The sequence below is a fragment of the Stenotrophomonas sp. 14P6.2.3 genome, from assembly GCF_057799055.1.
In genome coordinates, this window is sequence record NZ_JBYOLA010000031.1 from 1 (window position 1) to 25,630 (window position 25,630).

At 66.9% G+C, this 25,630-nt stretch carries 23 protein-coding genes; 8 read left to right on the plus strand and 15 right to left on the minus strand.

What is annotated here, in order from left to right:
• Window positions 1-61: 61 nt before the first annotated feature.
• Entirely contained in the window at window positions 62-2,047 is a 1,986-nt protein-coding gene (locus AC27VL_RS17715) for a transglycosylase SLT domain-containing protein (protein ID WP_488767642.1), read from the minus strand.
• A gap of 151 nt (window positions 2,048-2,198) precedes the next feature.
• On the opposite strand from AC27VL_RS17715, the gene AC27VL_RS17720 reads away from it, so the two are divergent.
• Together AC27VL_RS17720 and AC27VL_RS17725 are read left to right on the plus strand one after the other, a co-directional pair.
• The gene (locus tag AC27VL_RS17720) at window positions 2,199-2,606 is read left to right on the plus strand and encodes an ExbD/TolR family protein (protein WP_205406325.1); all 408 of its coding nucleotides are present in this window, start codon (window positions 2,199-2,201) and stop codon (window positions 2,604-2,606) included.
• Between the two features lie 323 nt (window positions 2,607-2,929).
• Window positions 2,930-5,728 carry a TonB-dependent receptor gene (locus AC27VL_RS17725; RefSeq protein WP_488767682.1) on the plus strand — a complete coding sequence of 933 codons (2,799 nt, stop codon included), beginning with the start codon at window positions 2,930-2,932 and terminating at the stop codon, window positions 5,726-5,728.
• A gap of 147 nt (window positions 5,729-5,875) precedes the next feature.
• On the opposite strand, the gene fhuE is transcribed toward AC27VL_RS17725, so the two are convergent.
• The 3 genes from fhuE to AC27VL_RS17740 all read right to left on the minus strand — a co-directional run bounded on the left by fhuE (window position 5,876) and on the right by AC27VL_RS17740 (window position 9,276).
• Window positions 5,876-8,011 carry a ferric-rhodotorulic acid/ferric-coprogen receptor FhuE gene (fhuE, locus tag AC27VL_RS17730; RefSeq protein WP_488767644.1) on the minus strand — a complete coding sequence of 712 codons (2,136 nt, stop codon included), beginning with the start codon at window positions 8,009-8,011 and terminating at the stop codon, window positions 5,876-5,878.
• A 178-nt stretch (window positions 8,012-8,189) separates the two neighbouring features.
• The gene (locus AC27VL_RS17735; RefSeq protein WP_346559735.1) at window positions 8,190-8,759 is read right to left on the minus strand and encodes a M23 family metallopeptidase; all 570 of its coding nucleotides are present in this window, start codon (window positions 8,757-8,759) and stop codon (window positions 8,190-8,192) included.
• 43 nt (window positions 8,760-8,802) lie between these two features.
• Window positions 8,803-9,276, minus strand: coding sequence for an Lrp/AsnC family transcriptional regulator (locus tag AC27VL_RS17740; protein WP_165378087.1), 474 nt, complete (start codon window positions 9,274-9,276; stop codon window positions 8,803-8,805).
• A 72-nt stretch (window positions 9,277-9,348) separates the two neighbouring features.
• On the opposite strand from AC27VL_RS17740, the gene AC27VL_RS17745 reads away from it, so the two are divergent.
• Window positions 9,349-10,224 (plus strand): EamA family transporter, encoded by an 876-nt coding sequence (locus tag AC27VL_RS17745; protein ID WP_089236864.1) that lies wholly within the window; start codon window positions 9,349-9,351, stop codon window positions 10,222-10,224.
• A gap of 191 nt (window positions 10,225-10,415) precedes the next feature.
• Here AC27VL_RS17745 and AC27VL_RS17750 read toward each other — a convergent pair whose 3' ends face one another.
• The 4 genes from AC27VL_RS17750 to AC27VL_RS17765 all read right to left on the minus strand — a co-directional run bounded on the left by AC27VL_RS17750 (window position 10,416) and on the right by AC27VL_RS17765 (window position 13,682).
• Complete coding sequence (locus AC27VL_RS17750; RefSeq protein WP_089236863.1) at window positions 10,416-11,183, minus strand: endonuclease/exonuclease/phosphatase family protein; 768 nt, start codon at window positions 11,181-11,183, stop codon at window positions 10,416-10,418.
• 22 nt (window positions 11,184-11,205) lie between these two features.
• A complete protein-coding gene (locus AC27VL_RS17755; RefSeq protein WP_205406322.1) occupies window positions 11,206-12,021 on the minus strand; it encodes a thiol:disulfide interchange protein DsbA/DsbL in 816 nt (271 codons plus the stop codon).
• Window positions 12,022-12,127: 106 nt separating this feature from the next.
• Entirely contained in the window at window positions 12,128-12,778 is a 651-nt protein-coding gene (locus tag AC27VL_RS17760) for a thiol:disulfide interchange protein DsbA/DsbL (protein ID WP_100553543.1), read from the minus strand.
• A 106-nt stretch (window positions 12,779-12,884) separates the two neighbouring features.
• The gene (locus AC27VL_RS17765) at window positions 12,885-13,682 is read right to left on the minus strand and encodes a c-type cytochrome (protein WP_488767648.1); all 798 of its coding nucleotides are present in this window, start codon (window positions 13,680-13,682) and stop codon (window positions 12,885-12,887) included.
• A gap of 155 nt (window positions 13,683-13,837) precedes the next feature.
• Between AC27VL_RS17765 and yihA the strand changes: the two genes are divergently transcribed.
• Window positions 13,838-14,440 (plus strand): ribosome biogenesis GTP-binding protein YihA/YsxC, encoded by a 603-nt coding sequence (gene yihA / locus AC27VL_RS17770; protein WP_488767650.1) that lies wholly within the window; start codon window positions 13,838-13,840, stop codon window positions 14,438-14,440.
• Window positions 14,441-14,558: 118 nt separating this feature from the next.
• On the opposite strand, the gene AC27VL_RS17775 is transcribed toward yihA, so the two are convergent.
• From AC27VL_RS17775 to AC27VL_RS17785, 3 genes are all read right to left on the minus strand, one after another.
• Window positions 14,559-15,533: an MBL fold metallo-hydrolase gene (locus AC27VL_RS17775; RefSeq protein ID WP_180165994.1), complete on the minus strand. Its 975-nt coding sequence runs from the start codon at window positions 15,531-15,533 to the stop codon at window positions 14,559-14,561.
• Between the two features lie 671 nt (window positions 15,534-16,204).
• Window positions 16,205-17,029, minus strand: coding sequence for a helix-turn-helix transcriptional regulator (locus AC27VL_RS17780; RefSeq protein ID WP_488767652.1), 825 nt, complete (start codon window positions 17,027-17,029; stop codon window positions 16,205-16,207).
• Window positions 17,026-17,730, minus strand: coding sequence for a VIT1/CCC1 transporter family protein (locus AC27VL_RS17785; RefSeq protein ID WP_089236851.1), 705 nt, complete (start codon window positions 17,728-17,730; stop codon window positions 17,026-17,028). Before AC27VL_RS17785 ends, AC27VL_RS17780 begins: the two co-directional genes overlap by 4 nt.
• A gap of 152 nt (window positions 17,731-17,882) precedes the next feature.
• On the opposite strand from AC27VL_RS17785, the gene AC27VL_RS17790 reads away from it, so the two are divergent.
• Window positions 17,883-19,247 (plus strand): glutamate--cysteine ligase, encoded by a 1,365-nt coding sequence (locus AC27VL_RS17790; protein WP_488767654.1) that lies wholly within the window; start codon window positions 17,883-17,885, stop codon window positions 19,245-19,247.
• Window positions 19,248-19,345: 98 nt separating this feature from the next.
• On the opposite strand, the gene AC27VL_RS17795 is transcribed toward AC27VL_RS17790, so the two are convergent.
• The gene (locus AC27VL_RS17795) at window positions 19,346-20,404 is read right to left on the minus strand and encodes an NAD(P)-dependent alcohol dehydrogenase (RefSeq protein WP_488767656.1); all 1,059 of its coding nucleotides are present in this window, start codon (window positions 20,402-20,404) and stop codon (window positions 19,346-19,348) included.
• A 106-nt stretch (window positions 20,405-20,510) separates the two neighbouring features.
• Here AC27VL_RS17795 and AC27VL_RS17800 point away from each other — a divergent pair, with 106 nt between their 5' ends.
• On the plus strand, window positions 20,511-21,395 hold the full coding sequence (locus AC27VL_RS17800; RefSeq protein WP_100462607.1) for a LysR family transcriptional regulator: 885 nt from the start codon (window positions 20,511-20,513) through the stop codon (window positions 21,393-21,395).
• Window positions 21,396-21,519: 124 nt separating this feature from the next.
• Here the strand turns inward: AC27VL_RS17800 and AC27VL_RS17805 are convergent, their stop codons facing one another.
• Window positions 21,520-22,182, minus strand: coding sequence for a TetR/AcrR family transcriptional regulator (locus tag AC27VL_RS17805; protein ID WP_488767658.1), 663 nt, complete (start codon window positions 22,180-22,182; stop codon window positions 21,520-21,522).
• Window positions 22,183-22,257: 75 nt separating this feature from the next.
• Between AC27VL_RS17805 and AC27VL_RS17810 the strand changes: the two genes are divergently transcribed.
• Window positions 22,258-22,953 (plus strand): DAPG hydrolase family protein, encoded by a 696-nt coding sequence (locus AC27VL_RS17810; protein WP_488767660.1) that lies wholly within the window; start codon window positions 22,258-22,260, stop codon window positions 22,951-22,953.
• A gap of 9 nt (window positions 22,954-22,962) precedes the next feature.
• Here the strand turns inward: AC27VL_RS17810 and AC27VL_RS17815 are convergent, their stop codons facing one another.
• Window positions 22,963-23,379, minus strand: coding sequence for a VOC family protein (locus AC27VL_RS17815; RefSeq protein WP_488767662.1), 417 nt, complete (start codon window positions 23,377-23,379; stop codon window positions 22,963-22,965).
• Between the two features lie 83 nt (window positions 23,380-23,462).
• Window positions 23,463-24,566 (minus strand): alkene reductase, encoded by a 1,104-nt coding sequence (locus AC27VL_RS17820; RefSeq protein WP_488767664.1) that lies wholly within the window; start codon window positions 24,564-24,566, stop codon window positions 23,463-23,465.
• 131 nt (window positions 24,567-24,697) lie between these two features.
• Here AC27VL_RS17820 and AC27VL_RS17825 point away from each other — a divergent pair, with 131 nt between their 5' ends.
• Window positions 24,698-25,606, plus strand: a complete 909-nt coding sequence (locus AC27VL_RS17825; RefSeq protein ID WP_488767666.1) for a LysR family transcriptional regulator — start codon at window positions 24,698-24,700, stop codon at window positions 25,604-25,606.
• Window positions 25,607-25,630 lie beyond the last annotated feature (24 nt).

A 25,630-nucleotide genomic window follows, 5' to 3' on the forward strand; every position in this document is an offset into this window, starting at 1 on the left:
CCCCTCCCCCCCCCCCCTTCCCCCCCCCCCCCCCCCCCCCCCCGCTACCGTCACCGGTCGATCAGTCGCCGCCCTGGTCGGCGTCGGCGGCGCAGGTGAAGCTCTTGCGCTTGTCCACCAGGCGGCCCATCAGGCGGTCGCTCAGCGGCAATGCGTCGCCATTGAGGCGCCAGTCGTAGATCACGCTGAAGGCCAGCACGCGGGCAACGTACTCGCGCGTTTCCTTGTAGCTGATGGTCTCGATCCACAGGTCCGGATCGAAGCCCGGGCGCTGGGTCTGCCAGCGTGCAGTCGGCGTCGGGCCAGCGTTGTAGGCGGCGATGGTCACGTAGGGCAGGCCCTCGTACTTGTTCATCAACTGCCGCAGGTACGCGGTACCGATGGCGATGTTGGTGTCCGGGTCGTACAGGCTGTCAGCACCGCCGTAGCCGGTCAGGCCGATGGACTTGGCCACGCCGGCACCGGTCGCCGGCAGCACCTGCATCAGGCCCATGGCGTTGGCAGGCGAACGCGCGCGCGGGCTGAACACGCTTTCCGCACGGATCTCAGCGGCCACCCAGGCCGGGTCCAGCGCATTGCGCGCCGACTCGCGACGGATCGTGGCGTCGTGGTGCAGCGGGAAGCGCAGGTCGTACAGGCGCTGCTCCTGCTTCTGCTTGCCCAGTGAGAACACCGCGCGGTCGAACCAGCCGTTGTCCTGCGCCACGCGTACCGCGAGGCGACGCTGGGTGTCATCGAAACGCGACAGTGCGTTGTTCCATTCGGCCACCGCCCATCCGGCGCGGTCGATCTGGTACAGCGCCATCGCGCGCTGGATGGCCGGATCGCGGGCCACCACGGCCTGCGCCTGCGCGCTGTCGTTGGGCTTCCACGGGCACAGCGTGTAGGGCTGCTGCAGCTTGTCCGCCGCCAGGAAGCCATGGAAGGTCGGCGCGCGTGCGGCTTCGCGGAACAGCGGCTGCGCCTGCTGTGCCTGGCCGGTCTTTTCCAGCATGCGGCCTTCGAAATAGCGCCAGCGCGAATCGTTGCGCTGGGTCGGGCCCATCTTGCGGATCGCTGCCAACGTCGCCGGCCAATCGCCGCGCGACATTGCTTCGCGTGCGCGCCATTCGTGCAGGCGTTCGTCATAGGCCGCATCGGGCACGGCATTCAAGCGGCGGGCCGAATCGGGCAGGTAGGACGCCACCGTCCACAGAGCGATCTGGTAACGCACCTGGCCCTGCTGTTCGGCGCTCAGGCCCAGCGCCTGCGCGTACTGCGGCAGCTGCTGTTCGGTGGCGTCCGGGTCGGCCTTGGCCAGCTTGGCCAGGCCGTCGGTGGCGATGCGTCGGCTGCGCTCGTTGCGCGGCCAGTTCAGGGCACTGGCGTTGGGCTTGTCGACAAAGGCGGCGTAGGTGTTGGCCAGCGCCAGATCGCCAGCCTGCAGGCCGCGTGCGGCCGAACGCATCACCGCCGGCTGCTGGGCATCGGCAGCGGCATCGATGCGCTCCCAGCGCAGGGCATCGCTCATGCCGCCCTGCGCCTGCAGCACGGCGAACACAGCGTCGCAGGCATCGGGCAGCGACTTGCCGTTCTTGCGCCACAGATCCTGGGCTTCACCGATCCACTGCGGGTCCACCTTGCCGGTGGCCTGGCGCGCTGTCAGCTGCGCACAGCGCAGGCCGAGGTTGTCGGTCGGCACCCAGTTGGCCAGCAGCGTCGGCCAGTCCTGCCGGCGCGCCACAGAGGGCAGCCAGGCGCTGCGGAAGCTGTTGGCCACGGCCTGGCCCTGGTAGCGCTTGAGGAAGGCCTGTGCCTGCGCCGTATCCACGGTGTCGATGTTGCGCCGCAGGTTGGCGAACTCCAGCCAGCCATACGCTGGATGGCGGCTGAGCGCGGCGGCCTGGCCGGGATCGAACTGGCCACGTTCGGCGGCCGCGATGGCGGCCTTCAGCTGGGCGTTCTGGGCATCGAGGGACTGGGCACTCGCGCAGCCGATCAGCAGCGTGGTGGCCAGCGGGAGCAGGGACAGGGCGGTCGTAGATCGTCGGGTCATGGCGACCAGCATAGCGGGCGGTGGCTGAATTCAGTTTCTCATTGCGTACACGGCAGCAGAGGGCAACGACAGCTGAATGATGATGTGATCCGCACTGCCGCGAGGGCGGCTGCCCGGCGTAGGTTTGGGCTGGGGCGACCGGCCCTGCTGCAGGGAGCGGCACATGGCATTCAGTAGCGCAGGAAGAAGCGGCCCACTGGCGGACATCAACGTCACGCCACTGGTGGATGTGATGCTGGTGTTGTTGATCATCTTCATCGTGACCGCGCCGATGTTGTCGCGGCCGATCAACGTGCAGTTGCCGCAGGCCACCGATCGCGTGGTTGATCGCCCCGAGCCACCGCCGCCGATCGAGCTGCGCCTGGATGCGTCCAGCCAGTTGAGCTGGGACGGGCAGCCGATGGCCATCGGCGATCTGCAGTCGCGCCTGCAGGCGCAGGCCAGCCAGCATGCCGGCAACCTGCCGGAGCTGCGCATCAGTACCGATCCGTCGGCCGAGTACGACGGCATGGCCAAGATCCTGGCCGCCGCCGAGGCCACCGGCATGCAACGCATCGCGTTCGTGCAGTGATGGCTTGACCGGTGCGGCCTTCCATAGGGAGGGCCGCACTAGGGCAGCAGGCTCTTGGAAGCGCGCCGATGTAGATCGCCGCCTTCGGTGAATACGTAGCCAAATGACGTTATCTGCCCTCAGAATCGTCAAATCTACGTGAAAGAGTGTCGGGCATCACGCCGCGATCTTTACCGCTTGTTTACAAAGGAGACGCTGCCGCCATGCAGGGGGAGCGCGGCAGTCCATGTCCCGACATTCCTTTGGAGAGAGAGCGAATGAATTACCTGCACCACCGCCCATTGGCGGTTGCCGTCGCGCTGTGCGTGACCGCCCTGGCACCGATGGGCGCTGCTGCCCAATCGACCACCACCAATCTGGATGCGATCGAAGTCACCGGTACCCGCATCAAGCGCGCTGAAGTGGAAGGCCAGGTGCCGGTCCAGACCCTCAATCGCGCCGACATCGAACGCACCGGCCTGACCTCGATCGGTGAAGTGCTGCAACAGCTCACAGGTTCCGGCTCGGCGCTCAATGCCAAATTCAATTCGTCGGGCAACTTCGGTTTCCCGCCCGACGGTAGTGGCGTCGGCGCGGGTTCGGCGCAGGTGGACCTGCGCCATCTGGGTGCCAAGCGCGTACTCGTGCTGGTCGATGGCATCCGCTGGGTCAACGAATCCTCGGCCTCGGGCGTGGGCTCGGCCACCGACCTCAACACCATTCCGCTGGCCATCGTTGAACGCATCGAAGTGCTGGAAGACGGCGCGTCGTCGCTGTACGGCTCCGATGCCATCGCCGGTGTGGTCAACATCATCACCCGCCGCGATTTCGATGGCGGCCAGGTGACGTTGAACTATGGCCAGTACGGCAAGGGCGACGGCACGCAGAAGGGCGTGGACCTGGCCTGGGGCAAGAGCGGCGACCGTTACAGCCTGTTCCTGGGGGCAAGCTGGACCAAGCAGGACCCGGTGTATGCGAAGGACCGCGAGCAGTCGCGCTTTCCGATTCCCGGTACCGGCCTGGCCTTCGGCAGCGGCGGCATTCCGCAGGGCCGTTTCATGTTCACCGACCCGAACACCGGCGCGGTGCAGAACATCGTGCCCAATACCGGCGTGAGCAACCCGCGCTACGACGGCAGCGCCGGCTGCGCGCGCACCGATGACTATCACTGCTTCACCAGCGCCGACCGCTTCAACTTCGCCGAATACAACATGGTGCTGACGCCCTCGGAGCGTAAGGGCCTGTTCGGCCAGTTCCGCTTCGACATCACCGACAACGTGCAGTGGTACGTCAAGGCACTGGGCAACCGCCGCGAGTCGACCAACCAGGCCGGCCCGGAGCCGCTGTTCTTCGGCCCCGATGGCGCCACCGGCAATCCGCTGGCCGACAACATCACCGTGTCCGCGCTCAATCCATACAACCCGTTCGGCTTCGACCTGGTCTCGGGTGACAACATGAGCCTGATCGGTCGCCGCCCGGTGGAAGGTGGCGCGCGCGTGTTCGAGCAGAAGGTGGACACCACGTACTTCGCCACCGGCCTGGTCGGCAACTTCCAGGCGGCCGACCGCAGCTGGTACTGGGACGTCAACGGCATGTACAGCAAGAACAAGGCCGAGCAGACCAACTACGGCAGCTACAACATCTACAACGTCAACATGGCGCTGGGTGATCCGGCCGTGTGCGCGGCCACGCCGGGCTGCGTGCCGCTGAACATCTTCGGCGGCGTCGGCTCGATCACCCCGGACATGCTGAAGTGGATCCAGCCGGTGGTGCGCGACCGCAGCCAGAACGAGCTGAGTCTGTTCACCGCCAATCTGTCCAGCGATCTGTTCACCCTGCCGGCCGGTCCGGTGTCCTTCGCCACCGGCCTCGAACACCGCAAATACAAGGGCTCGTACCAGCCTGACCCACTGACGGTGATCGGCCACTACAACGGCGTACCGTCGCAGCCGACGTCCGGTTCCTACGACGTCAACGAAGCGTACCTGGAGCTGAGCGTGCCGATCTTCGCCGACTCGGCACTGGGCAAGAAGCTGGACCTGAGCCTGGCCGGCCGCTACTCGGATTACTCGACCTTCGGTGGCGAGTTCACGCCCAAGTACGGCCTGCGCTGGCAGGTGACCGATGATTTCGTGCTGCGTACCACCTACGCCGAAGGCTTCCGCGCACCGTCAATCGGTGAACTGTATGGTTCGGCTGCGCGCGCCGATCTGCAGTTGTTCGATCCGTGCTCGGTGGGCCTGGGCGGCACACCGCCGCGTGGCAGTGCGGCCAACTGTGCCTCGCTGGGCGTGCCGACCGGCTTCCAGCAGGCCAACTCGCAGATCTCGGTGACCACCGGCGGCAACCGCGAGCTGGAACCGGAGCGGTCGCGCAGCTTCAGTGCCGGCTTCGTGTGGAGCCCCTGGTTCGGCAACGATGCGTCGTGGTCGGAGCGCTTCGACGTGGAAGTGACCTTCTACCGCCACAACATCGATGGCGCGATCCAGGCGATCAACGCGCAGACCCAGCTGGACCTGTGCGTGGATACGCTGGACCCGATCTACTGCGACGGCATCACCCGTGCCAGCACCGGTGCGGTCAGCAGCTTCAACAACCGCCTGACCAACCTGGGTTCGATCAAGACCGATGGTTGGGATGTGGATCTGTTCTGGACCCTGCCGCAGAGCTCGATCGGCCAGTTCAAGCTGGGCTGGAAGAACACCTTCGTCGGTCGCTATGAGGCCACCGGTGCGGCCGGCCAGAGGCAGCCGCAGAAGCCCGGCGTGGAAGTGGCTGACAGTTCGATTCCGGAATGGACCAGCAACGCCAGCATCGGCTGGACGCTGGACAACTGGAGCGCCAACTGGACGGTACGCCACATTTCCGAACTGACCGAAGACTGCGGTGACGCCGTGGCGTTCCCGGTGTGCAGCAACCAGGCTGCCGGCACCAACACGCTGTCGGCCACCACCTTCCATGACGCGCAGGTGGGCTACAAGATCGACTGGATGAAGGGGCTGCAGCTGACGGCCGGTCTGAACAACGTGTTCGACAAGGATCCGCCGATCTGCCTGTCGTGCTCGTTGAACGGCTATGACGCGTCGACCTACGACATTCCGCGTGGCCGCTACTGGTACCTGCGCGCGGACCTGCGGTTCTGATGAGGTGACGGCGCCGGGCTCAGCCCGGCGTCCCCATGTGGAGGTAGAGCCGAGCCCATGCTCGGCTCGATCGCCCACAACGTTGCGAAAGGCAGCCGAGCATGGGCTCGGCTCTACAGGTGCGGGGCGATCGTGCCCCGCGCCTGCTCAGAACGACCAGGTGAAGGTCAGCGAACCGTTGCGACCATCGCCATACGCACCGTAGCCGGTGATCTGCGAGTAGTACTTCTTGTCCAGGAGGTTGTTGAGGTTGGCCTGCACGCTGAATTCCGGCGAGATGCGGTAGCGCACGAACGCACTGACCAGGGCGTAGCCTTCCTGTTCGAAACGACCCACCACCGGCGCCGCGTAGTAGATGCGGTTCTGCCAGTTGGCACCACCACCGACGGTCAGTTCCTGCAGCGACTGCGGGGTGTAGCTGGTGAACAGCTTCAGCGCGGTCTGCGGCAGGTTGGTGTTGATGTCGGCGTCGTTGATGTCCTTGGCCACGTAGCGCGACGCACCGAATGTGGCATTCCAGCCCGGTGCCAGTTCGCCGTTCAACTCGAACTCGAAGCCACGGCTGACCGTGCCGCGTGCGGCGACATAGGCCGTTTCATTCTGCTGCCCGTCCACCTTGTCCATGGTGGCCTGGCCGACGTTGTCCTGCTCGATGCGGAACACGGCCAGCGAGGCATTCAGGCGGTTGTCGAACCAGGCACCCTTGACGCCCACTTCGTAGCTCTTGCCATCCACCGGGTCCAGGTAGCTGCCCTGTTTGTTGCGCAGCGTCTGCGGCTGGAAGATCTCGGTGTAGCTGGTGTACGCCGAATAGGTGTCGTTGATGTCATAGACCAGGCCGGCGTACGGCGTGGTGACCTTGTGCGAGCGATCATTGCCTTCGTCTTCGCTCTTCCAGTCGGTGTAGCGCGCACCGACGATCAGCTTCAGCGGATCAGCCAGTGACAACCGCGCGGCCACGTAGCCGGCCTTCTGGGTGATGGTGCCTTCGCTGGCCAGTGCCAGTGGATTCCAGTTCGGCTGGGGGATGTTGCCGGTCCAGTTGAGGTAGGTATCGAACGGGTTCCAGCCCGGGCCGCCCATCTGGAAATCGCCGTAGTTGGCGAACTCGCGCTTGTTGTAGCTCAGGCCGGCCATGAACTGGTGCTCGCGACCGAACAGCTGGAACGGACCATCGATGTAGCCGTCGATGCCATCGACCTTGCGCTCGGTATTGTAGAAGCCGGCCATCGGCGTTACACCTGCGCCGGTGGTCTTGTCGAAGGCGGTGTAGGACGGATAGAACAGCTTGTCATCGGCCTGGGTGCGATCGTGGGTGGCGCCGATCTTGAACTTCCAGCCATTGCCGAACGCGTGCTGCAGGGTGGCGAAGGCGCGCTTGCTGGTGGTGTCCCAGTAGGTCCACTCCGGCGAGGGATTGAACGACGTCGGGTAGTGGGTTGAACTACCGTCCGCGTACCACATCGGGAAGCCGCCCCAGGTCGCGCCGCTGGCCTTCTTGTGCTGGTAGTCGTAGCCCACGCTGAGCTGGGTATCGGGGGTCAGGTCGGCGTCGATCACCGCATAGCCCAGTGTCTTGCGCTGGTTGTAGCGGTCCATCTGCCCATCGGTGTCCAGGTAGCTGCCGATCACCCGGCCGCGTACGGTGCCGCTGGCATTGAGTGCGCTGCCCACGTCCACGGTGGTGCGGGTGCGGCCCCAGCTGCCGACGTTCACCGACACGCTGCCGGTCAGCTCGGCGCTGTCGGCGTGCTTGCGGATCAGGTTCACCGATGCCGACGGGTTGCCGGCGCCACTGAGCAGGCCGGTGGCGCCGCGCACCACTTCCACGCGGTCGTACAGGGCCAGGTCCAGGCCGGAGTCGCCGTAGCTCCAGTTCTGCACCATCTGCGTGGGCAGGCCATCGAACTGGTAGCTGTCGATGTAGAAGCCGCGCGCGTAGAACTCGGTGCGCTCGCTGTCCGACTGCGTGCTGGTCACGCCGGTGGTGTTGCCCAGCACGTCGATGATGTCGTCCAGCTTCTGATCTTCAATGCGCTGATGGCTGATGATGCTGACCGACTGCGGGATTTCGCGCGGCGCCAGGTCGAAGCGGGTACCGGCCGAGGTGCGACGCACCGAATAGCCTTCGGCACGCTCGCCCTTCACCACGACCTTGTCGAGCGTGGTCGGGTCGGCGGCGGTTTCGGCGAAGGCAGCGGGCGCGGCGGCCGTGCAGAGTGCGGCGAACACGGCAGCGGACAGCCGCTGCGGCTGCAGGGGACGGAAGGCGGGACGGATCATCGGGGGATTCCTGGGCGGGCACGCGCGTTCGGCCGGCATCCAGGAGGCGAGGCGCTACGGGTAGGGGAAGGGCGGGCAGGCCGTCCTGGCGCCACCGGAAACGAAAGAAATGGTAATACGAACTATTCCTATTTACAAATAATGAACGGGCGGATCCAAGGCGAGGCCCGCGCCGCAGTCAGCGGATGTCTTGCCCCTGCAGCAGCGGCAGTGGGTCGCGGGCACCATCGGCGCCGTAGATACCCCAATGCAGATGGGGCGGCGTGCCCTTGGCGTTGCCGCTGTCGCCGACGTGACCGAGCAGGTCGCCGGGGCGCACCACCTGGCCGCGCGCCAGGCCCTCGGCCCAGCCTTCCAGGTGCGCGTAGTAATAGCGCTCGCGTCCCGGGCCGATGACCCAGACCTGGCGGCCACCTAGGCCGCTGTCGCGGATGTCGGCGACAACGCCGGGGGTAGCGCTGCGCACCGGCGTGCCGCGCTTGCCGAAGATGTCGATGCCCGCATGCGTGCGGTCACGCCCGCGCGGCGCACCGAAGGTATCGGCGATCTGGCGCGGGCGGACGCCTTCCACCGGCACCGGCAGCTGCGTGGCCGGCGGCATGCGCGAGAGCGTCCACAGCATCTTCGGTGCGGCGGCCCACGGGCTGTTCCAGAAGGCCATCGCCGCGATGACCAGGATCAGCAGGATGGCGCCACGCAGCAGCCAGCGGCGCAGGCGTCTGGCATTGGAGGGGGGAGGGGTATTCATGCGTTGCCAGTGTAGGAGCAGGCCATGCTCGAACGCATCTACGCTATGACAACGGCACGTCGAAGCCACGTTTCAACGTGCCCAGCGCCACCGACGTACGGAAGCGCTCGATGTTGTCATCGGCACCGAACAACCGCTCGGTGATCGCCTCGTACTCTTCCATCGATGCCGCCGAAAGCAGCAGCAGGAAATCGCCGTCGCCGGTGATCGAGTAGCACTGCTGCACGGCAGGGTCGTCCTGCACGCGGCGGCGGAACGGGGCGACCTTCTCGCGCTGTTCGCTGACCACGCGCACCTCGACGATGATGGTCAGCGGCCGGCCGATCTTCGCGGCATCGATCACGGCCACGTTGGCGGCGATCACCCCGCTGTCCTGCAGGCGCTTGATCCGCCGCTGCACGGCCGGGGTCGACAGGTGCACGGCCTCGGCGATCTGCCGTTGCGGCAGGGTATTGTCCTGCTGCAGCAGGGCGAGGATGGCGCGGTCGAAGCTGTCCAGCACGGGGGCGGTGGCCATGGTGAGCAGAAGTTGCATGGACGGGCCGTCAATTGAGCCAAGTGCTCGCCGCCGGCGCAATAGACTGGCGGCATGCAGACTTCTCGAATCGCGCCGATGTTGCCGGCGCTGGCGGTGCTCGGCTCGGTCACCGCACTGGCCATCGGTACCTCCTACGCCAAGCAGCTGTTTCCGTTGATCGGTGCGCAGGGCACCAGCGCGCTGCGCGTGGGCTTTTCGGCGCTGTTGCTGCTGCTGTTCTGGCGGCCATGGCGCTGGAAGACCAGCCGCGTGGATGCGATCACGATCCTGCGCTACGGCCTCACCCTGGGCCTGATGAACCTGTTGTTCTACATGGCCTTGCGCACGATCCCGTTCGGCATTGCGGTGGCCATCGAATTCACCGGCCCGTTGACGGTGGCGATGCTGTCGTCGCGGCGGCCGATCGATTTCCTCTGGGTGGGCTGCGCGGCCGTGGGGCTGCTGTTGCTGCTGCCGATCGGCGGCGGCCCGGCTCTGGACCCGGTGGGCGTGCTGTACGCCATGGGCGCGGCGGCCTGCTGGGGCCTGTACATCGTGTTCGGCAAACGCGCCGGCCACCTGCACGCCGGGCACTCGGTGTCGCTGGGGTTGCTGGCCGCGTCGCTGGTGGTGGTGCCGGTGGGCGTGGTGCATGCCGGTGCGGCGTTGCTGGAGCCGAAGATCCTGCTGGCCGGGCTGGTGGTGGCGCTGGTATCCAGCGCGATCCCGATGTCACTGGAGATGATGGCGCTCAAGCGCCTGCCGAAGGAGACCTTCGGGATCCTGATCAGCATGGAACCGGCGGTGGCCGCGCTGTGGGCGATGCTGCTGCTGCACGAGCACCTGCATGGACTGCAGTGGCTGGCGATCGGCTGCACGGTGCTGGCCTCGGTGGGCAGCACGATGACGGCAAGGCGGTTGAAGGTGCCGGTGGCGCAGGCGGGGTAGCGCCGGGCCATGCCCGGCGGAGAGCGTGCGGACCAACGGTCCGCACCCACCAGGTCAGCCTGCCAACGGGGTCCGCACCCACCAGGGCAGCGTGCCAACGGTGCGCACCCAACAGGGCAGCGTGCCAACCAAGGTTGGCCCCTACCAGGGTCGGTAGCGCCGGGCCATGCCCGGCGAGCGCAGCGGCAGCGTCAGCGCAAGGCGTCGGCCGGGACGTCGATCGCCATCGCCAGGGCGAGATGGTCGGAGAACGCTGCCGGCACCGCTTCCACGTTGCGGGTCTGCAGGCCGCTGCTGACCAGGATGTGGTCGATGGCGCGGTCGGGGCGCCAGCTGGGGAAGGTCGGCACGATGCAGCCCGGCGGCTGCAGGCGGGTCTTCTGGTACAGCACCTGCATTTCCGGCCGTTCGGCCAGGCAGTTGAAGTCGCCCATCAGCACCGCATTGGGATGGTCCGACAACAGCTCGGCGATGAAGCCAAGCTGGGCCATCCGCGAGCCTGCGCCCAGCGACAGATGGGCCACCGCAACGGCCAGGCCATCGCGACCATCGCCGAACTTGGCCAGCAGCACGCCGCGCCCGCCGATGCGGCCGGGCAGGGCGTGGTCCTGCACTTCCACCGGTTCCAGCTTGCTCAGCAGGCCGTTGGCACTGGAGGCAACGCCGCCCATGCGCCGGTTCGGCTGGTGGCTCCAGTAATTGAAGCCGGCACGCTGGGCCAGGTAATGGGTCTGGTTGGTGAAGCCCGAGCGCAGGCTGCCCGGGTCGGCCTCCTGCAGGCCGACGATGTCATGACCGCGCGCCAAAGTGGCAATCGCGTCAAGGCTGCTGCGCTTGCGACCCGCCGGCAGCGCATGTGACCAGCTGCGGGTCACATAGTCGCTGTAGCGGCGGGTACTTGAGCCGGCCTGGATGTTGGCCGTCAGCAAACGCAGGGTCCGTGTTGTGGGGGAAGTCACGGCCGGGAAAACGTCTCTTTGATCAGTGAGCCTGGGCCGCACCGCGTTCGCGGGCGATCAGGTGGTCGGCAATGCGCAGCATGTCCGGGAAGCTCTTGCCCTTCACCAGGTACTTGCCGTTGACGATGATCGACGGGGTGCCGCTGATCTGGCTGCGCTGGGCGAACTGCTTGGCCGAGTTGGTCTTGGCATTCACCGCGAAGCTGCCCATGGTGGCGGCGAACTGCTTCGGATCGACGCCGTAGGCACCGTAGAACTTGGCGATGTCTTCGACCGAATCAGCACCGCGCTCGCCCTTCAGGGTCTTCTGCGAGTGGATGGCCGAGTACAGCGCTTCGTGGGTCTTCTCCTGCACGCCCAGGGTCTGGGCAGCGTAGAAGGCACGGGCGTAGTTGTCCCAGGTGCCGCCGAACATGGCCGGCACGTAGACGAAGTTCACATCGCTCGGCAGGCCGGCCTTCCACGGGCCGACCAGCGGCTGGAACGCGGCGCAGGCCGGGCAGACGTAACCGAAGATCTCGACCACTTCGACCTTGCCGGCGGCCGGCTGGAACGGCTGGCCGTTCGGGATCAGCTGGTAGTCGGCGCCTTCCACCGGGGCCGGGCCGGTCAGCGCGGCGGTGGTCGGGGCAGGGGCGGTGCTGGCGGCGGTCTTGTCACCTTCGGCAGCCGGTGCAGCGGCTTCGCTGCCCGCGGCCGGCGCGGCCGGTTCGGTGCTGGCCGGGGTCGCGGCCGGTTCTGCCGGGGCGGCGGTGTTGGCGGTGCCATCGTCGGCCTTGCAGGCCGCCAGGATCGGCAGCAGCGCTGCGAGGGCGAGGGCGGCGAAACGGGTCTTCATGGAAACGTCTCCAGCATCTGGAAAGGTGGGGCCGGCGTCAGGCACCGGCCAGAGGGAAATGATGACATGCGGCGGCGACAGCGCCGTGTCGATGGTGTGTGTTGGTTCAGCGGCCGCGGGCGGCGCGGGCCTGGGCGATCAGTGCCGAGGCGATGCGCAGCTGGTCGTCGAAGCTCTTGCCACGGACCAGGTACTGGCCGTTGATGATGATGGCCGGGGTGCCCGGCACCTGGGTGCGCTGGGCGAAGGCACGGGCGGCATCGACCTTCTTCTGTACCGCCTCGCCGCGCAGGGCCTGCGTGTAGCGCTCCGGGGTCACGCCGTAGGCCTTGTAGAAGCTGGCGAGCTCATCGGCCGAGACGTTCTGCATCGGCAGCGTGCCGTCCTCGTGCAGGGCCTTGAACACGGCGGCGTGGCTGCGCTTGGCCACGCCTACTTCGTCGGCGGCGTAGTAGGCCAGTGCCCAGGAATCCCAGGCACCGCCGAAGGCGGCCGGGACCGGGGTGAAGCGCACGTCGGCCGGCAGCTTGGCGGCCCAGGCGGCCAGCTGCGGTTCGAAATGGGCGCAGTGCGGGCAGGTGTAGCCGAACACCTCGACCACTTCGATCTTGCCGGCCAGCGGCTGGAACGGGCCAGGCTGGGCGATGCGCTCGTAGTCTTTGCCTTCGACCAGCGGGGCGTTGGCGGGGGTGGCGGCGCAGGCCGCCAACGGCAGCAGCACCAGCAGGGACAGCAGAAGGCGGGGAATCAACCTCATCGACACGCATCTCCGTTGAAAATGACAACGCCGGCGCAGCCGCCGGCGTGAAGGAAACATACCGCAGCGGCGGGCCGTCGTGGCGACCCGCGCCGACCAGTGGCGGTCAGGGGGCGGCAGCCGGTCGCGTCGAAGCGCTCTCGGCGGCGAGGTCGTCGGCCTTGTTGTGCAGGCCCTGCATGTAGCTGGAAAGGGCCTGCACCTCCTGCTCGGTCAGCTTCTGCGCCACCGTGGCCATGATCTGGAAATGCGCCTTGTCGGTCTCGTTGGTCTGCCCGGCCTGGTATTCCTGCAGGCGCCGGGCGACATAGCTGGCGTGCTGGCCGCCGATGTGCGGGTAGGCCGGACCGGGGTTGCCGGCGCCACTGGGGCCGTGACAGGCCATGCAGGCCGGCAGCCCGCGCTGGGCGTCGCCGCCGCGGTAGAGCTGCTGGCCGATCTGGTAGAACTTCATGCCCTTGTACGGGCCCTCGGCCACCAGCGTGTCGTCGGCGATGCCGGCGTTGGCCTTCTGGGTGGCGAAGAACGCGCCGATATCGCGCATGTCCTGCGGGGTGAGGTTCTGCACGAAGGGCACCATCGCCACAGCAGCGCCGGAACTGCGCTGGCCGTTGGCGATCAGGGCCATCTGCTGGGCGACGTAGCGCTCGCTCTGGCCGGCGATGCTGGGATACATCTCCACCGTGGAATTGCCATCGGCACCATGGCAGGCGGCACACGCGGTGGCCTTGGTCTGGCCGGCCTTGGCATCGCCCCAGGTGGTCTTGCTGAAATCCACCTCGAGCGAGGCGGTACTGATCGGGCCGTTGTCGGGCAGCGGGGTCAGCGTGGTCTGCGCAAAGGCAGCAGCGGCAACAACGGCAGTAGCAAGGGCGGATACGGCAAGAACGCGAGCGTGGCGCATGCTGAAGCTCCGTATGGACCGGCCGGGCGGCGGCGGCCGGCATCGCCCGGATTATCAACGCCGTTTCCGTACACGGTCAACGCAGCAGTGCAGCATTTTCCCGCAGGAGGCCCGCGGGCCGGGCGCGCGGCGCCGCAACATGCGATCCTATGCGCATGTCATTGCTCATCGAACGCGCCCAATACCACCTCTCTGCCCACAACATGGGGCAGCTGCCGCCCGATGAAGGGTCCGAAGTGGCCTTTGCGGGTCGCTCCAACGCCGGCAAGTCCAGCGCGCTCAACGCGCTGACCCGCCAGAACAGCCTGGCCCGGGTCTCCAAGACGCCTGGCCGGACCCAGCAGCTGGTGTTCTTCCAGGTCACCCCGGACGCCCATCTGGTCGATCTGCCCGGTTACGGCTACGCCAAGGTGCCGCTGGACCTGCAGGCGCACTGGCAGGCCTTCATCGACCGCTACTTCCGCACCCGCGAGGCCTTGAAGGGCCTGGTGGTGGTGATGGACATCCGCCATCCGCTGAAGGACTACGACCGGCAGATGCTGGCCTACGCCGTGCAGCGTGGCCTGCCGGCGCACGCGCTGCTGACCAAGGCCGACAAGCTGAGCCGCAGCCAGCAGATGCAGACCCTGCAGAAAGTGCGCAAGGAACTGCATTCGTCGTTCGGCGATACGGTGAGTGTGCAGGTGTTCTCCGGCGCCGCCCGTACCGGCGTCGAGGAAGCCCGCGGCATCATCGGCGGCTGGATGGGGCTGGAATAAGGAACAGGGCGCCGGGCCTTGCCCGGCGACACTTTTGTAGAGCCGAGCCCACGCTCGGCTGCCGCGCGTAGCGCGGCGAGACCCTGATGGCCGAGCATGGGCTCGGCTCTACACGGCGTCATTTCAACGGCGAGAACTCCGCCGGTACCCACGCATAGGCCTTGCCTTCGCTGCGCACGTGACCCAGCCCGGGGAAGGGCAGGTGCGCGCCGGCGACCCACCAGCCCTTGGCGGTGGCTTCCTGCAACACGCTGCGACGGCTGGCCGTAGCCGCCTTGCGGTCCGAATCGGCCTCGAATGCCGCTTCCGGGTGCGCGAACTGCACTGCATGGAAATGCAGTACATCCCCCCACACCAGCAGTGACTGGCCCTGGCTGTCGAAGCGATAGGACACGTGCCCCGGCGTGTGGCCGTGGGTATCCATCGCCACCGCGTGGCCCGGCAGGGCGTCGCCAGGCTGGAAGGTGTGCAGGCGTCCGGCGGCCTGGTACGGCGCCACCGCATTGCGTGCCAGCGCGAAGGCGAAGCGTACGCCTTGCGGCGCCGTGGCTTCGCTGGCCGGGTCGAGCCAGTAGCGGGCATCGGCCTTGGACAACCACACCGTCGCATTCGGATAGGCAGGCTTGCCCTGCGCATCGAGGATGCCGCACAGGTGATCGGGATGGGCGTGGGTCAGCAGCACCTCATCGATCTCGGCCGGGTCCACGCCCGCCGCACGCAGGTTGCCCAGCACCTGGCCCTGGTCAGGGCCGAAGCACTGCGCGGTGCCGGCATCAACCAGGGTCAGGTGCTTGCCCTGGCGCACCAGGAACGCGTTGATCGCGGTCTGCAGGCCTTTCTTGTCTTCGGGCACGTAGCGGCCTTCGAGCAGGCGGCTGACCAGCGTTGGCGGCACATCGACCACTTCCTGTCGGCCGAGCGCGACCACGCCGTCGAACAGGGCGGTGACCTGCAGCGCACCGATGCGCTGGTGTTGCACGCCCGGCACCTGCTGGGTAGGTGCGGGCGAGGTGGCCTCGGCCAGTGCGGTCAGCGGCAGGGAGGACAGGGCCAGCAGCAGGGCGGCGCGCAGCGGCAGGTGGCGCAGGGTCATGGCGGTTCTTCTCGATGAGTGATGGGCAGGCCCGGTGCGCACAGCGTGCCGCGTTGCGCGTGCGTGCGGCGCTCAAACCACTGCGCGGAATGCTCAAAGGGGGGTTATCGGCAGGGCTGCGCCCTGCACCCGCAGAGGCAACGGCCGAAGCAACAGCAACGGCCGAAGCAACAGCAAAAGCGGGCATTCCGTGGGTTGGCGGGGTGGGTCCGGTTGCGGGGGACGCTGCAAGTACGTCCATGTAAGCTCGGTCGCCGCATCCATGCGGCTCACGCCCCCGCAACCGGACCCACCCCGCCTTCGACAGATTCCCGCGATCTGTTGGGATGGCATGACCTGCTCTTGGTGGGTGTCGACCTTGGATCCACGCCATGGGTGGATGCTCTTCGAATTCAATTCGGAATCATCGAAATGAATCGAATGGACGTGGAGGAAATCATCCACGCATGGCGTGGATCTACTGGCCACCAGGAAACTGTCGAAGGCGGGGCACTGTGGGTTTGCGGGGTGTGAGCCGCATGGATGCGGCGACCAAGCCTCCATGGACGGATTCACGGCGTCCCCGCAAACCCACAGTGCCCCGCCATCCCACGGAATGCCGCTTTGGCCTTTGCTGTTGCCGTTGCTTGAAGAGCCTCTGCGGGTGCAGGGCGCAGCCCTGCCGAACACCCCTAGATGTCGGTAGGAGCGAGCCCGTACTGCTCGGCGAAGCGCTTGCTGAAGCTCGCTGCGGAACGATACCCCGCGCGCGCTGCTACGGTCTTCAGCGGCAGATCGGTGGTGTACAGCAACTGCATGCCGTGGGCCAGGCGCGCTTCGGTCAGCAGCTGGCGCAGGCTGGTGGCTTCAGCTGCCAACCGCCGCCGCAGGGTCGCGCCACTCAGCGCGAAGTGTGCTTCAACGTCGCGTGACTGCCAGTCACGTGCCGGTTCGGCGGCGATGCGGTCGCGGATCTGTTCGCCCAGCGTCGGTGCGTGCGGCAACAACAGGTTGCCGTGGCCCTGCCGGCACCACGCCAGCACCAGCGTGGCCAGCGCCAGCCGTGCTTCGCTGTAGCGGCCATCCTGCAACGACTGCCGCCAGCTGTGCAGCGCCGTGGCGTGATCGCTCAACGCCTGCCGTGCCAGCGCCGGTCCGGCCGTCGGCAAGGCTTCGCTCCACAGGGTGCGCGCCGCCGCCAGCACTTCCGTGCACAGCGGCACGATCGCGCTGAGGTAGCGGCCGGTCTGCGGGTCGGGTGTGTTGACCACGTCGATGCGGCAACGCTGGGTGATCAGCAGGATGTCGCCCGGGACGAAGGTCAGTGACTGGTGTGCGGTACGCACCTGCTTGCGGCCTTCCAGCAGGATCGCGAACTGCGGCTGCGGTATCTCCACCGAGCTGGCGCCATGCTCGCGGCGGGCGGTGATGCAGGCGTAGCCTTCGGCGCGTTGGCAGCCGGCCAGGCTGGCCATCTCCGCCAGTAGGGCGGTGGCGGTGGGGGGCATGCCGGTCATACGACGTGCGCGCCCAGCAGGCGGCCGACCGCAGCTGCAGCCGCCATCGCCAGCGCACCCCAGAACATCACGCGCAGGGCACCACGCGTCGGTGACGCGCCACCGGCGCGTGCCGCCATCGCGCCGGTCAGGCACAGGCCGGCTAGCGTGCTTACCGTGGTGGCGGTGGCGACGTTCTGCACTGGTGCCAGCAGTGCGGTCAGCACCGGCAGGGCAGCACCACAGGTGAAGGCGCCGGCCGAAGCCAGTGCGGCCTGCAACGGTCGCGCGCGCAGTTCCTCGGTGATGCCCAGTTCGTCGCGCGCATGGGCGCCCAGCGCGTCGTGGGCGGTCAGCTGCTCGGCGACCTGTCGTGCCAGCGCCGGCTCCAGGCCGCGGTGGCGGTAGATCGCGGTCAGCTCGTCCAGTTCGCTGTGCGGGTCTTCGTGCAGCTCGCGCTTCTCCATCGCCAGATCGGCATTCTCGGTATCGGCCTGGGTCTGCACCGACACATACTCGCCGGCGGCCATCGACATCGCACCGGCCACGGTACCGGCCACACCGGTGGCCAGGATCGTGCTGGCCGAGGCGCCGCTGGCGGCCACACCGACCACCAGGCCGGCGACCGAGACGATGCCATCGTTGGCGCCCAGCACGGCGGCACGCAGCCAGCCGACGCGATCGGCGCGGTGCAGTTCAGGATGTCGTGAATGGCGGCTCATGACCCTGAGTGTACGAGGGTCAAGAGGGTGTCGGTAGGATGCTGAAACCCGTCACCGTCGCATGACGTAACGAGCCGCCACGCTATAGTGCGCCCTTGCGATGCAAGGCTCCCAGCCCCACATCCCCTGCCACCGTCCAGCGAGCCACCCCCTTGTCGAGCCCCAGCCACGTCGCCGATACGCCCATTACCGACCGCTCGCAACTGGTGGCGGAGATCGCCTCCGGCGAGAAGCCCCGTACGCAGTGGCGCATCGGTACCGAGCACGAGAAGTTCGGGTTCCGCCTGGATGACCTGCGCCCGCCGACCTTCGAGGGCGAGCGCGGCATCGAAGCACTGCTCAACGGCCTGGTCCGTTTCGGCTGGACCCCGGTGCAGGAAAACGGCAATACCATCGCCCTGCTGCGTGATGGCGCCTCGGTGACGCTGGAGCCCGCGGGCCAGCTGGAGCTGTCCGGTGCGGCGCTGGAAACCATCCACCAGACCTGCGTGGAAACCGGCACCCACCTCAATGAAGTGGCACAGGTGGCCGGCGAGCTGCAGCTGGGCTTCCTCGGCATGGGCTTCCAGCCGAAGTGGACGCGCGATGAAATGCCGTGGATGCCCAAGGGGCGCTACAAGATCATGCGTTCGTACATGCCCAAGGTCGGTTCGCTGGGCCTGGACATGATGACCCGCACCTGCACCGTGCAGGTGAACCTGGATTACGCCAGCGAAGCGGACATGGTGAAGAAGTTCCGCGTGTCGTTGGCGCTGCAGCCGATCGCCACCGCCCTGTTCGCCGACTCGCCGTTCACCGAGGGCAAGCCGAACGGCTACCTCAGCTACCGCTCGCACATCTGGACCGACACCGATGCCGACCGTACCGGCATGCTCGACTTCGTGTTCGAGGATGGCTTCGGTTACGAGCGCTACGTCGACTACCTGCTCGATGTGCCGATGTATTTCTCCTACCGCGACGGCATCTACCACGATGCCAGCGGGCAGAACTTCCGCGATTTCATGCAGGGCAAGCTGCCGGTGTTGCCGGGCGCGTTGCCGACGCTGCGCGACTGGTCGGACCACACCACCACCGCGTTCCCGGAAGTGCGGCTGAAGAAGTACCTGGAAATGCGCGGTGCCGATGGTGGCCCGTGGAGCCGCCTGTGCGCGCTGCCGGCCTTCTGGGTGGGCCTGCTGTACGACGACACCGCACTGGATGCAGCGTGGGACCTGGTGCGCGACTTCAGCCTGGTTGAACGCCATGCGCTGCGTGATGGGGTGCCCAAGCATGCGATGAACCTGCCGTTCCGCAATGGCACCGTGCGCGATCTGGCGCGCGAAGCGGTGAAGATTTCCGTGGAAGGCCTCAAGCGCCGTGCGGCGCGCAATGCCGATGGCCAGGATGAAAGCAAGTTCCTGGACGTGCTGCAGGAAATCGTCGAGTCCGGCCTGACCCCGGCCGAGCGCAAGCTGGCACTGTTCCATGGCCGCTGGCACGGCGATGTGGATCCGGTGTTCCGCGAGTTTGCTTACTGACGCGGGATGGATGACCGCCGGGCATGGCCCGGCGCTACCGTCAGGAATGAAAAAACCCCGGCATTGCCGGGGTTTTTCGTTTCCACAACCGACTTGGATCAGGCAGCGTTCTTCATCGTCGCCATGTCGATCACGAAGCGGTAGCGCACATCATTCTTCGCCATGCGTTCCCAGGCTTCGTTGACGTTCTTGATGTCGATCATCTCCACATCGCTGACGATGCCGTGCTCGGCACAGAAGTCCATCATTTCCTGGGTTTCAGCCATGCCGCCGATCGCCGAGCCGGTCAGGTGCTTGCGACCGAAGATCACGCTGCCACCGGTCAGCGGCGGGTCCAGTTCGGTCAGCACGCCGACCAGGCACATGGTCGCCTCACGCTTGAGCAGGCCCATGTACGGGTTGGTGTCATGGCCGACCGGGATGGTGTTGAGCAGGAAGTCGAAGCTGCCGGCATGTGCCTTCATCTGCGCGGCATCACGCGAGACCAGCACTTCGTCGGCGCCCAGGCGCTTGGCGTCTGCACCCTTTTCCGGGGTGGTGGTGATCATCACCACGTGCGCGCCGAGTGCCTTGGCGAACTTCACGCCCATGTGGCCGAGGCCACCCAGACCGATCACGCCGACCTTCTGGCCCGGGCCGACCTTCCAATGGCGCAGCGGCGACCAGGTGGTGATGCCGGCGCACAGCAGCGGCGCGGCGGCCTTCAGGTCCAGCGTTTCGGAGACCTTGACCACGAAGCGCTGCTCGACCACCACATGGTCGGAATAGCCGCCGTAGGTCGGGGCACCGTCGGCGCGTTCACGGCCGTTGTAGGTCCAGGTGGCACCTTCGGCGCAGTACTGCTCCAGATCGTGTTCGCAGGCATCGCAGTGGCGGCAGGAGTCGACCATGCAGCCGACGCCGGCGTGGTCGCCGACCTTGAAGCGGGTGACCTCGCTGCCGACTTCGGTAACGCGGCCGATGATCTCGTGGCCCGGCACCATCGGGTAGATCGAGCCACCCCAGTCTTCGCGGGCCTGGTGCAGGTCGGAATGGCAGATGCCGCTGTACAGGATCTCGATGCGCACATCGTTCGGGCCGACCGCGCGGCGCTCGAACTCGAAGGGTACCAGCGGGTCGGTATGGGTATGGGCGGCGTAACCACGGGCGAGGGACATGGGGAATCCTTGGCGGGTTTGTCGAAAGGCGTTTTACAATACGCCCCGTACCGCAAGGTAAGAAGCGTATATATCGGCATGATTCATCAAGGCAGACTGCACAATCATGGCCACTGACAACCTGTCCCACCTGGCCGCCTTCGCCGCGGTCGCCCGCCACCGCAGCTTCCGCCGGGCCGGCGCCGAACTGGCCCTGTCGACCTCGGCGGTGAGCTATGCGATCCGCGCGCTGGAGGAGCGGCTGGGGGTGGGCCTGTTCCACCGGACCACCCGCAGCGTGGCCCTGACCGAAGCCGGACAACGGCTGCTGGAGCGCCTGCAGCCGGCGCTGGGCCAGGTGCACGATGCGCTGGAAGAAATGAACCACTTCCGCGCCGTTCCGGCCGGCCTGCTGCGGATCAATGCGACGCGGGCGGCGGTAGCGACCCAGTTGGGGCCGCGGCTGGCGCGTTTCCTGCACGCGCATCCGGATGTACGGGTGGAGCTGACCGAGAACGATGGTCTGGTCGACATCGTCGCCGAGGGTTACGACGCGGGCGTGCGCCTGCACGAGTTCGTGCCCGAGGACATGGTAGCGGTGCCGATGGGGCCGCCGCTGCGCGGCTTGATCGTGGGTTCGCCCGAGTACCTGCGGCGCCGGCCGGCACCGCAGCATCCGCGCGACCTGGCCGCGCATGAGTGCGTGCGTTTCCGCTTCGCCAGCGGCCATCTGTACAAGTGGCAGTTCGAGCGCGAGGGCCAGACCTTGGAGATCGACGTGCCGGGGCGGCTGACGCTGTGCGAGCAGGGCACCGTGGTTGGCGCGGTGCTCGATGGCATCGGCTTGGCCTATGTGCTGGAAGACACCGCGCGCCCGTACCTGGACGATGGGCGACTGGTGGCGGTACTGGAAGACTGGAGCGAACCGTTCGCCGGGTTCGCGTTGTACTACCCGAAGCAGCGGCAGATGCCCGGCGCGTTGCGCGCGTTCGTGGATATGTTGCGCGAATGAATTGGGGTGGGTCGGATCCACGCATGGCGTGGATCTACTGACCATCGCCGCATGGCCATTTTGACCCCGCCATGCGTGGATGCCGTTGCATAGTAGATCCACGCCATGCGTGGATGGCGCCACGCTACGCAGCCTGCAGCATCGGCTCCATCAACTGCAGGCAGTCACGCAGGTGCGCATCCACCGATGCGTCTTCTGCAACCACGCCGATGGCGCGTTCGCGCAGGGGTTCTGCCACGGCCATGGACAGCACCAGACGCGCCATCCGTTCTGGATCACCGGCGCGCAACAGACCACGCTGCTGCTGCCGCCGCAGCCAGTCCGTCAGCAGTGCCCGGCCGCGACCGATGCCGTTGTCGAGGTAGGCCCGCAGCAGCGCGTCCTTGCCCGGGAAGTCGGTGGTCAACAGGCGGAACACCCGCACCGCCTGTGCTGACAATGCCTGCGCGCACACCGCCTGCAGGATGTCGTGCAGCAGTGGCAGCACGTCTTCGGCGTGGCGGGCATCACGTTGCAGCTGTGGTGCGAAGCCATCGGTCCACTCGCGCACTGCCAGGCCCACCAGTTCGTCGCGATTTCCGGCATGCCGGTACACCGTCTTCTTGGCCACGCCGGCATGCGCGGCGACGCCTTCGATGGTGGTCGCTTCGTAGCCCTGCGCCAGCAGCAGATCCAGCGTCGCCTGCAGCACGGCATGGCGGACGTCGGCCTCTGGGCGTGCAGGACGGCCGCGGCGACGGGGCGGAGCGATCAGATCGGGCGGGGCGGTAGCGGTCATTGCGCACATTCTAGCGCATTTCGATAATTGCGAAACGATGTGCGTTTCCGTATTGTCCGATCCTCATCTCCCGAGGGATTCACCATGGAAACCGTTGCCAACGCTCACGCCTGGCTGGACCACCACGACCTGCTTGATCCGGCACCGATGCACCTGGAGACCGGCATCCAGCGTCGCGCGGACGGCACCCTGCTGGTCGCGGTGCGCACCGATCTTCACGGCTGCAAGGGGCGCATGCTGGACTGGTGGTTCACCTTCTTCGAGACCACCCAGCACATCCGCTGGTGGCACCCGCTGGACCACGTCGAGCACCGTGGCTGGGACGCGGCTTGGCAGCGTGGGCGCAGCTACCATGGGGCCAGCATCCATGCCGTCGAGTCGCTGGCCGACATCCCGCCGGTGGCGGCACGCCTGAAGTTCCATGATCCGCGCACGTTGCTCACACTTGAGCGTCTGCAGGCGGCGCAGGATGCAGGCGATGTCTCGGCGGTGATTGCCGCGCGCATCGGTTTTGGTGATCACGTTCGGCTGGATGCGCACGGTGATCCCTGCGACGGCCAGATGCTGCACGTCGCCCGCGATACGCCGTTCGGCTGCGTGCTGCGCAGTCGCTTCGTGCTGGGCCTGGATAGTGAAGATCCGCAGCGCGATGCCAGCGATGCGATCGGCCTGGGCCTGCTCAAGCACTGCTATACCGAGTTCAGCTTCCTGTCGCGCCTGCTACCGTCGCTGTATTACGGCGAACGCGCGAATGGCGAGGCGGTACCCCTGCCGTGGTGAGCAGGCGCGTTATTCCAGCAGGGCGTCATAGCCTGCATCGCTGAACTGGATCAGGCAGAAGCCATGGCCGAACGGATCGGCCAGCACAGCGATACTTCCCCAGCGGTGTTCGCGCACGGCCTGTTCAAGGGTGGCGCCGGCTGCAACGGCGCGGGCAAGCGCAGCGTCGATGTCGGCGACTACCCAGTCCAGATGCAGGGGCGTCCAATGCCGCTCGTAATCGCGCACATCGCCGTCTTCGGTCGCTGTACTGCCAGCATCGTTCTGCAGCAGGTACAGCGGCGTGGGGCCACCGAGCAGTTCCAGTGCGCCGGGGCCCAGGCGGCGGCCGATCCTCAGGCTGAAAGCTTCGGTGTAGAACGCCTCGGCCGCTGCAAGATCGGGGACGTCGAGGTTGACGATGAAGGAGGCCGCTGAGCAGTTCATGGGGCAGGACCGAGGCCGGACCGGGCCACGATGCACTCGTGGCCCGGCGGGATCAAGGCGCGGCATCCACGCATGGCGTGGATCTACTGTGCGAGCGGGTAGTCGAGGTAGCCCTCGCTGCCACCGCCGTAATAGGTGCTGCGATCGGGCACGGCCAGCGGCACATCGCGCTGCAGGCGCTCGACCAGATCCGGGTTGGCGATGAACGGCTGGCCGAACGCGGCCAGGTCGATGATGCCGTCCTCGACCAGTCGCAGAGCACGCTCACGGGTGAGCCCACCGGCGAGAATCACGGTGCCGCCGTAGGTTTGCTTGAAAGTCTTCAGGAACGCCTCGCCGATGACGGGCGCGCCGCGCAGGTAGTTGTCGTTCAGATGCACATACGCCAGCCCGCGCTTGCCAAGCTCTTCGGCCAAGTAAAGATAGGTGGCTTCGTTCTCTGCATAGGCCGGCATGTCGAAAGTCTGGCTGTTCGGCGCCAGGCGCACGCCGATCCGCTGTGCACCGATCCGCTGCGCCATCGCATCCACGGTGTCCAGGATCAGCCGTGCGCGGTTGCGCAGTGAACCACCGTAGAGATCCTGCCGATCATTGGTGACCGGGTTGAGGAACTGCTCGAACAGGTAGCCGTTGGCAGCATGCAGCTCGATGCCATCGAAGCCGGCAGCGATGGCATTTTCAGCGCCGCGTACGAAGTCGCTGACGATACCCGGCACTTCGTCGGTGCGCAGCGCGCGCGGCGGCGTCGGATCGGCATGGCCACGGCTGCCGTCGTCCAGATACACGAACGAGGTGTTCTTCGGATCGCTCGCCACCGGTCGAGTGCCGGCGCTCACCGGCTGGCCGCCGTCGGGCTGCAGCGAGGCGTGTGACATCCGCCCGACGTGCCACAACTGGGCGAAGATCGCGCCCTGCGCAGCGTGTACGGCGTCGGTGACGAGCTTCCAGCCGGCGACCTGTTCAGCGGACCAGATGCCGGGCACGTCGATGTAGCCCTGGCCCTGCGCCGACACCGGCGTGCCTTCGCTGATGATCAGGCCGGCGCTGGCGCGCTGACAGTAGTACTGCGCGGTCAGTGCATTGGCGATGGCGCCGGGGTTGCGGGCACGGGTCATCGGCGCCATCGCGATGCGGTTGTGCAGGGGCAGTCCAGCGAGGTCGAACGGGCGGAACAGGGGGGCGGTCATGTCAGTCATCTCGGTGCGGGGAGGGGCGCCAACGGCGCGACAGCACCATGATGGAGTTGACATGAAGGCACATAAAGGTGGTAAATTTCCCGACAAGCGGGAATATCTTTCCCCAATGAGCGAGTCTGCCGATGCTCCCCGTCGAATCGTTGAATGGCCTGGTGACCTTCGTCACCACGGCGCGCTCGGCCACCTTCACCGAGGCCGCCGACGCGCTGGGCATCTCCCGCTCGGCGGTCGGCAAGGCCATTGCCAGGCTGGAAGCACGGCTGGGCGTGCGCCTGTTCCACCGCACCACCCGGCGCATCGCGCTGACCACCGATGGCGAGGCGTACTACGCCTCCTGCGCGGCGGCGCTGGATGAAATCGCGGCGGCCGAAGCCTGTCTGGGCTCGGCGGCACATCTGCCAAGCGGCCGCCTGCGCATCGACATGCCGTCCTCGTTCGGTCGGCTGGTGGTGCTGCCGGTGCTGCTGAAAATGTGCCAGCAGTATCCGGACCTGCAGTTGACGATGACCTTCACCGATCACTTCGTCGACCCGCTGGAGGAAGGCATCGACCTGCTGATCCGCTTCGGCGGCCTGCACCACGCCGAGCACCTGGTCGCGCGCAAGCTGGCCAGCCAGCGGCTGGTGACCTGCGCCGCGCCGGCCTACCTGCAGGCGCATGGCACGCCACGGACCATTGACGATCTACATGCACACCGCAGCATCGTCGGCTACCGCCATGGACAACCCGTAGCCTGGCGGATGGGGGGCGCGGGGACCCAGGGTGTGTTCATTCCCAGCGGCACCTACCAGCTCAATGATGGCGATGCGGTGATCGAAGGCGCGCTGGCTGGCCTGGGCATCTGCCAGATGCCGGTATCGCTGGTGCGCCGGCATCTCGAGTCCGGGGCGCTGCAGTCGTTGCTCGACCACTGCATGCAGCACCACGTGGACATCCACGCGCTGTGGCCGCAGACGCGGCACCTGCGGCCGAAGGTGCGTTACGTGGTGGAGGAGCTGAGCCGACTGGCCGCAGAGGGCGTCTTCGATTGAGGTACGGATCGGCTTCTGTATACT

Excerpts from the sequence above, each read along its gene's own strand:
- yihA (WP_488767650.1), top strand. The coding sequence starts at position 13,838 with ATGTCATTGCTCATCGAACGCGCCCAATACCACCTCTCTGCCCACAAC.
- AC27VL_RS17805 (WP_488767658.1), bottom strand. The coding sequence starts at position 22,182 with ATGTGCGCAATGACCGCTACCGCCCCGCCCGATCTGATCGCTCCGCCC.
- AC27VL_RS17810 (WP_488767660.1), top strand. The coding sequence starts at position 22,258 with ATGGAAACCGTTGCCAACGCTCACGCCTGGCTGGACCACCACGACCTG.
- AC27VL_RS17760 (WP_100553543.1), bottom strand. The coding sequence starts at position 12,778 with ATGAGGTTGATTCCCCGCCTTCTGCTGTCCCTGCTGGTGCTGCTGCCG.
- AC27VL_RS17825 (WP_488767666.1), top strand. The coding sequence starts at position 24,698 with ATGCTCCCCGTCGAATCGTTGAATGGCCTGGTGACCTTCGTCACCACG.
- AC27VL_RS17815 (WP_488767662.1), bottom strand. The coding sequence starts at position 23,379 with ATGAACTGCTCAGCGGCCTCCTTCATCGTCAACCTCGACGTCCCCGAT.
- AC27VL_RS17755 (WP_205406322.1), bottom strand. The coding sequence starts at position 12,021 with ATGAAGACCCGTTTCGCCGCCCTCGCCCTCGCAGCGCTGCTGCCGATC.
- fhuE (WP_488767644.1), bottom strand. The coding sequence starts at position 8,011 with ATGATCCGTCCCGCCTTCCGTCCCCTGCAGCCGCAGCGGCTGTCCGCT.
- AC27VL_RS17765 (WP_488767648.1), bottom strand. The coding sequence starts at position 13,682 with ATGCGCCACGCTCGCGTTCTTGCCGTATCCGCCCTTGCTACTGCCGTT.
- AC27VL_RS17725 (WP_488767682.1), top strand. The coding sequence starts at position 2,930 with ATGGGCGCTGCTGCCCAATCGACCACCACCAATCTGGATGCGATCGAA.
- AC27VL_RS17785 (WP_089236851.1), bottom strand. The coding sequence starts at position 17,730 with ATGAGCCGCCATTCACGACATCCTGAACTGCACCGCGCCGATCGCGTC.
- AC27VL_RS17820 (WP_488767664.1), bottom strand. The coding sequence starts at position 24,566 with ATGACCGCCCCCCTGTTCCGCCCGTTCGACCTCGCTGGACTGCCCCTG.
- AC27VL_RS17780 (WP_488767652.1), bottom strand. The coding sequence starts at position 17,029 with ATGACCGGCATGCCCCCCACCGCCACCGCCCTACTGGCGGAGATGGCC.
- AC27VL_RS17745 (WP_089236864.1), top strand. The coding sequence starts at position 9,349 with ATGCAGACTTCTCGAATCGCGCCGATGTTGCCGGCGCTGGCGGTGCTC.
- AC27VL_RS17735 (WP_346559735.1), bottom strand. The coding sequence starts at position 8,759 with ATGAATACCCCTCCCCCCTCCAATGCCAGACGCCTGCGCCGCTGGCTG.
- AC27VL_RS17775 (WP_180165994.1), bottom strand. The coding sequence starts at position 15,533 with ATGACCCTGCGCCACCTGCCGCTGCGCGCCGCCCTGCTGCTGGCCCTG.
- AC27VL_RS17800 (WP_100462607.1), top strand. The coding sequence starts at position 20,511 with ATGGCCACTGACAACCTGTCCCACCTGGCCGCCTTCGCCGCGGTCGCC.
- AC27VL_RS17720 (WP_205406325.1), top strand. The coding sequence starts at position 2,199 with ATGGCATTCAGTAGCGCAGGAAGAAGCGGCCCACTGGCGGACATCAAC.
- AC27VL_RS17740 (WP_165378087.1), bottom strand. The coding sequence starts at position 9,276 with ATGGCCACCGCCCCCGTGCTGGACAGCTTCGACCGCGCCATCCTCGCC.
- AC27VL_RS17715 (WP_488767642.1), bottom strand. The coding sequence starts at position 2,047 with ATGCTGGTCGCCATGACCCGACGATCTACGACCGCCCTGTCCCTGCTC.
- AC27VL_RS17795 (WP_488767656.1), bottom strand. The coding sequence starts at position 20,404 with ATGTCCCTCGCCCGTGGTTACGCCGCCCATACCCATACCGACCCGCTG.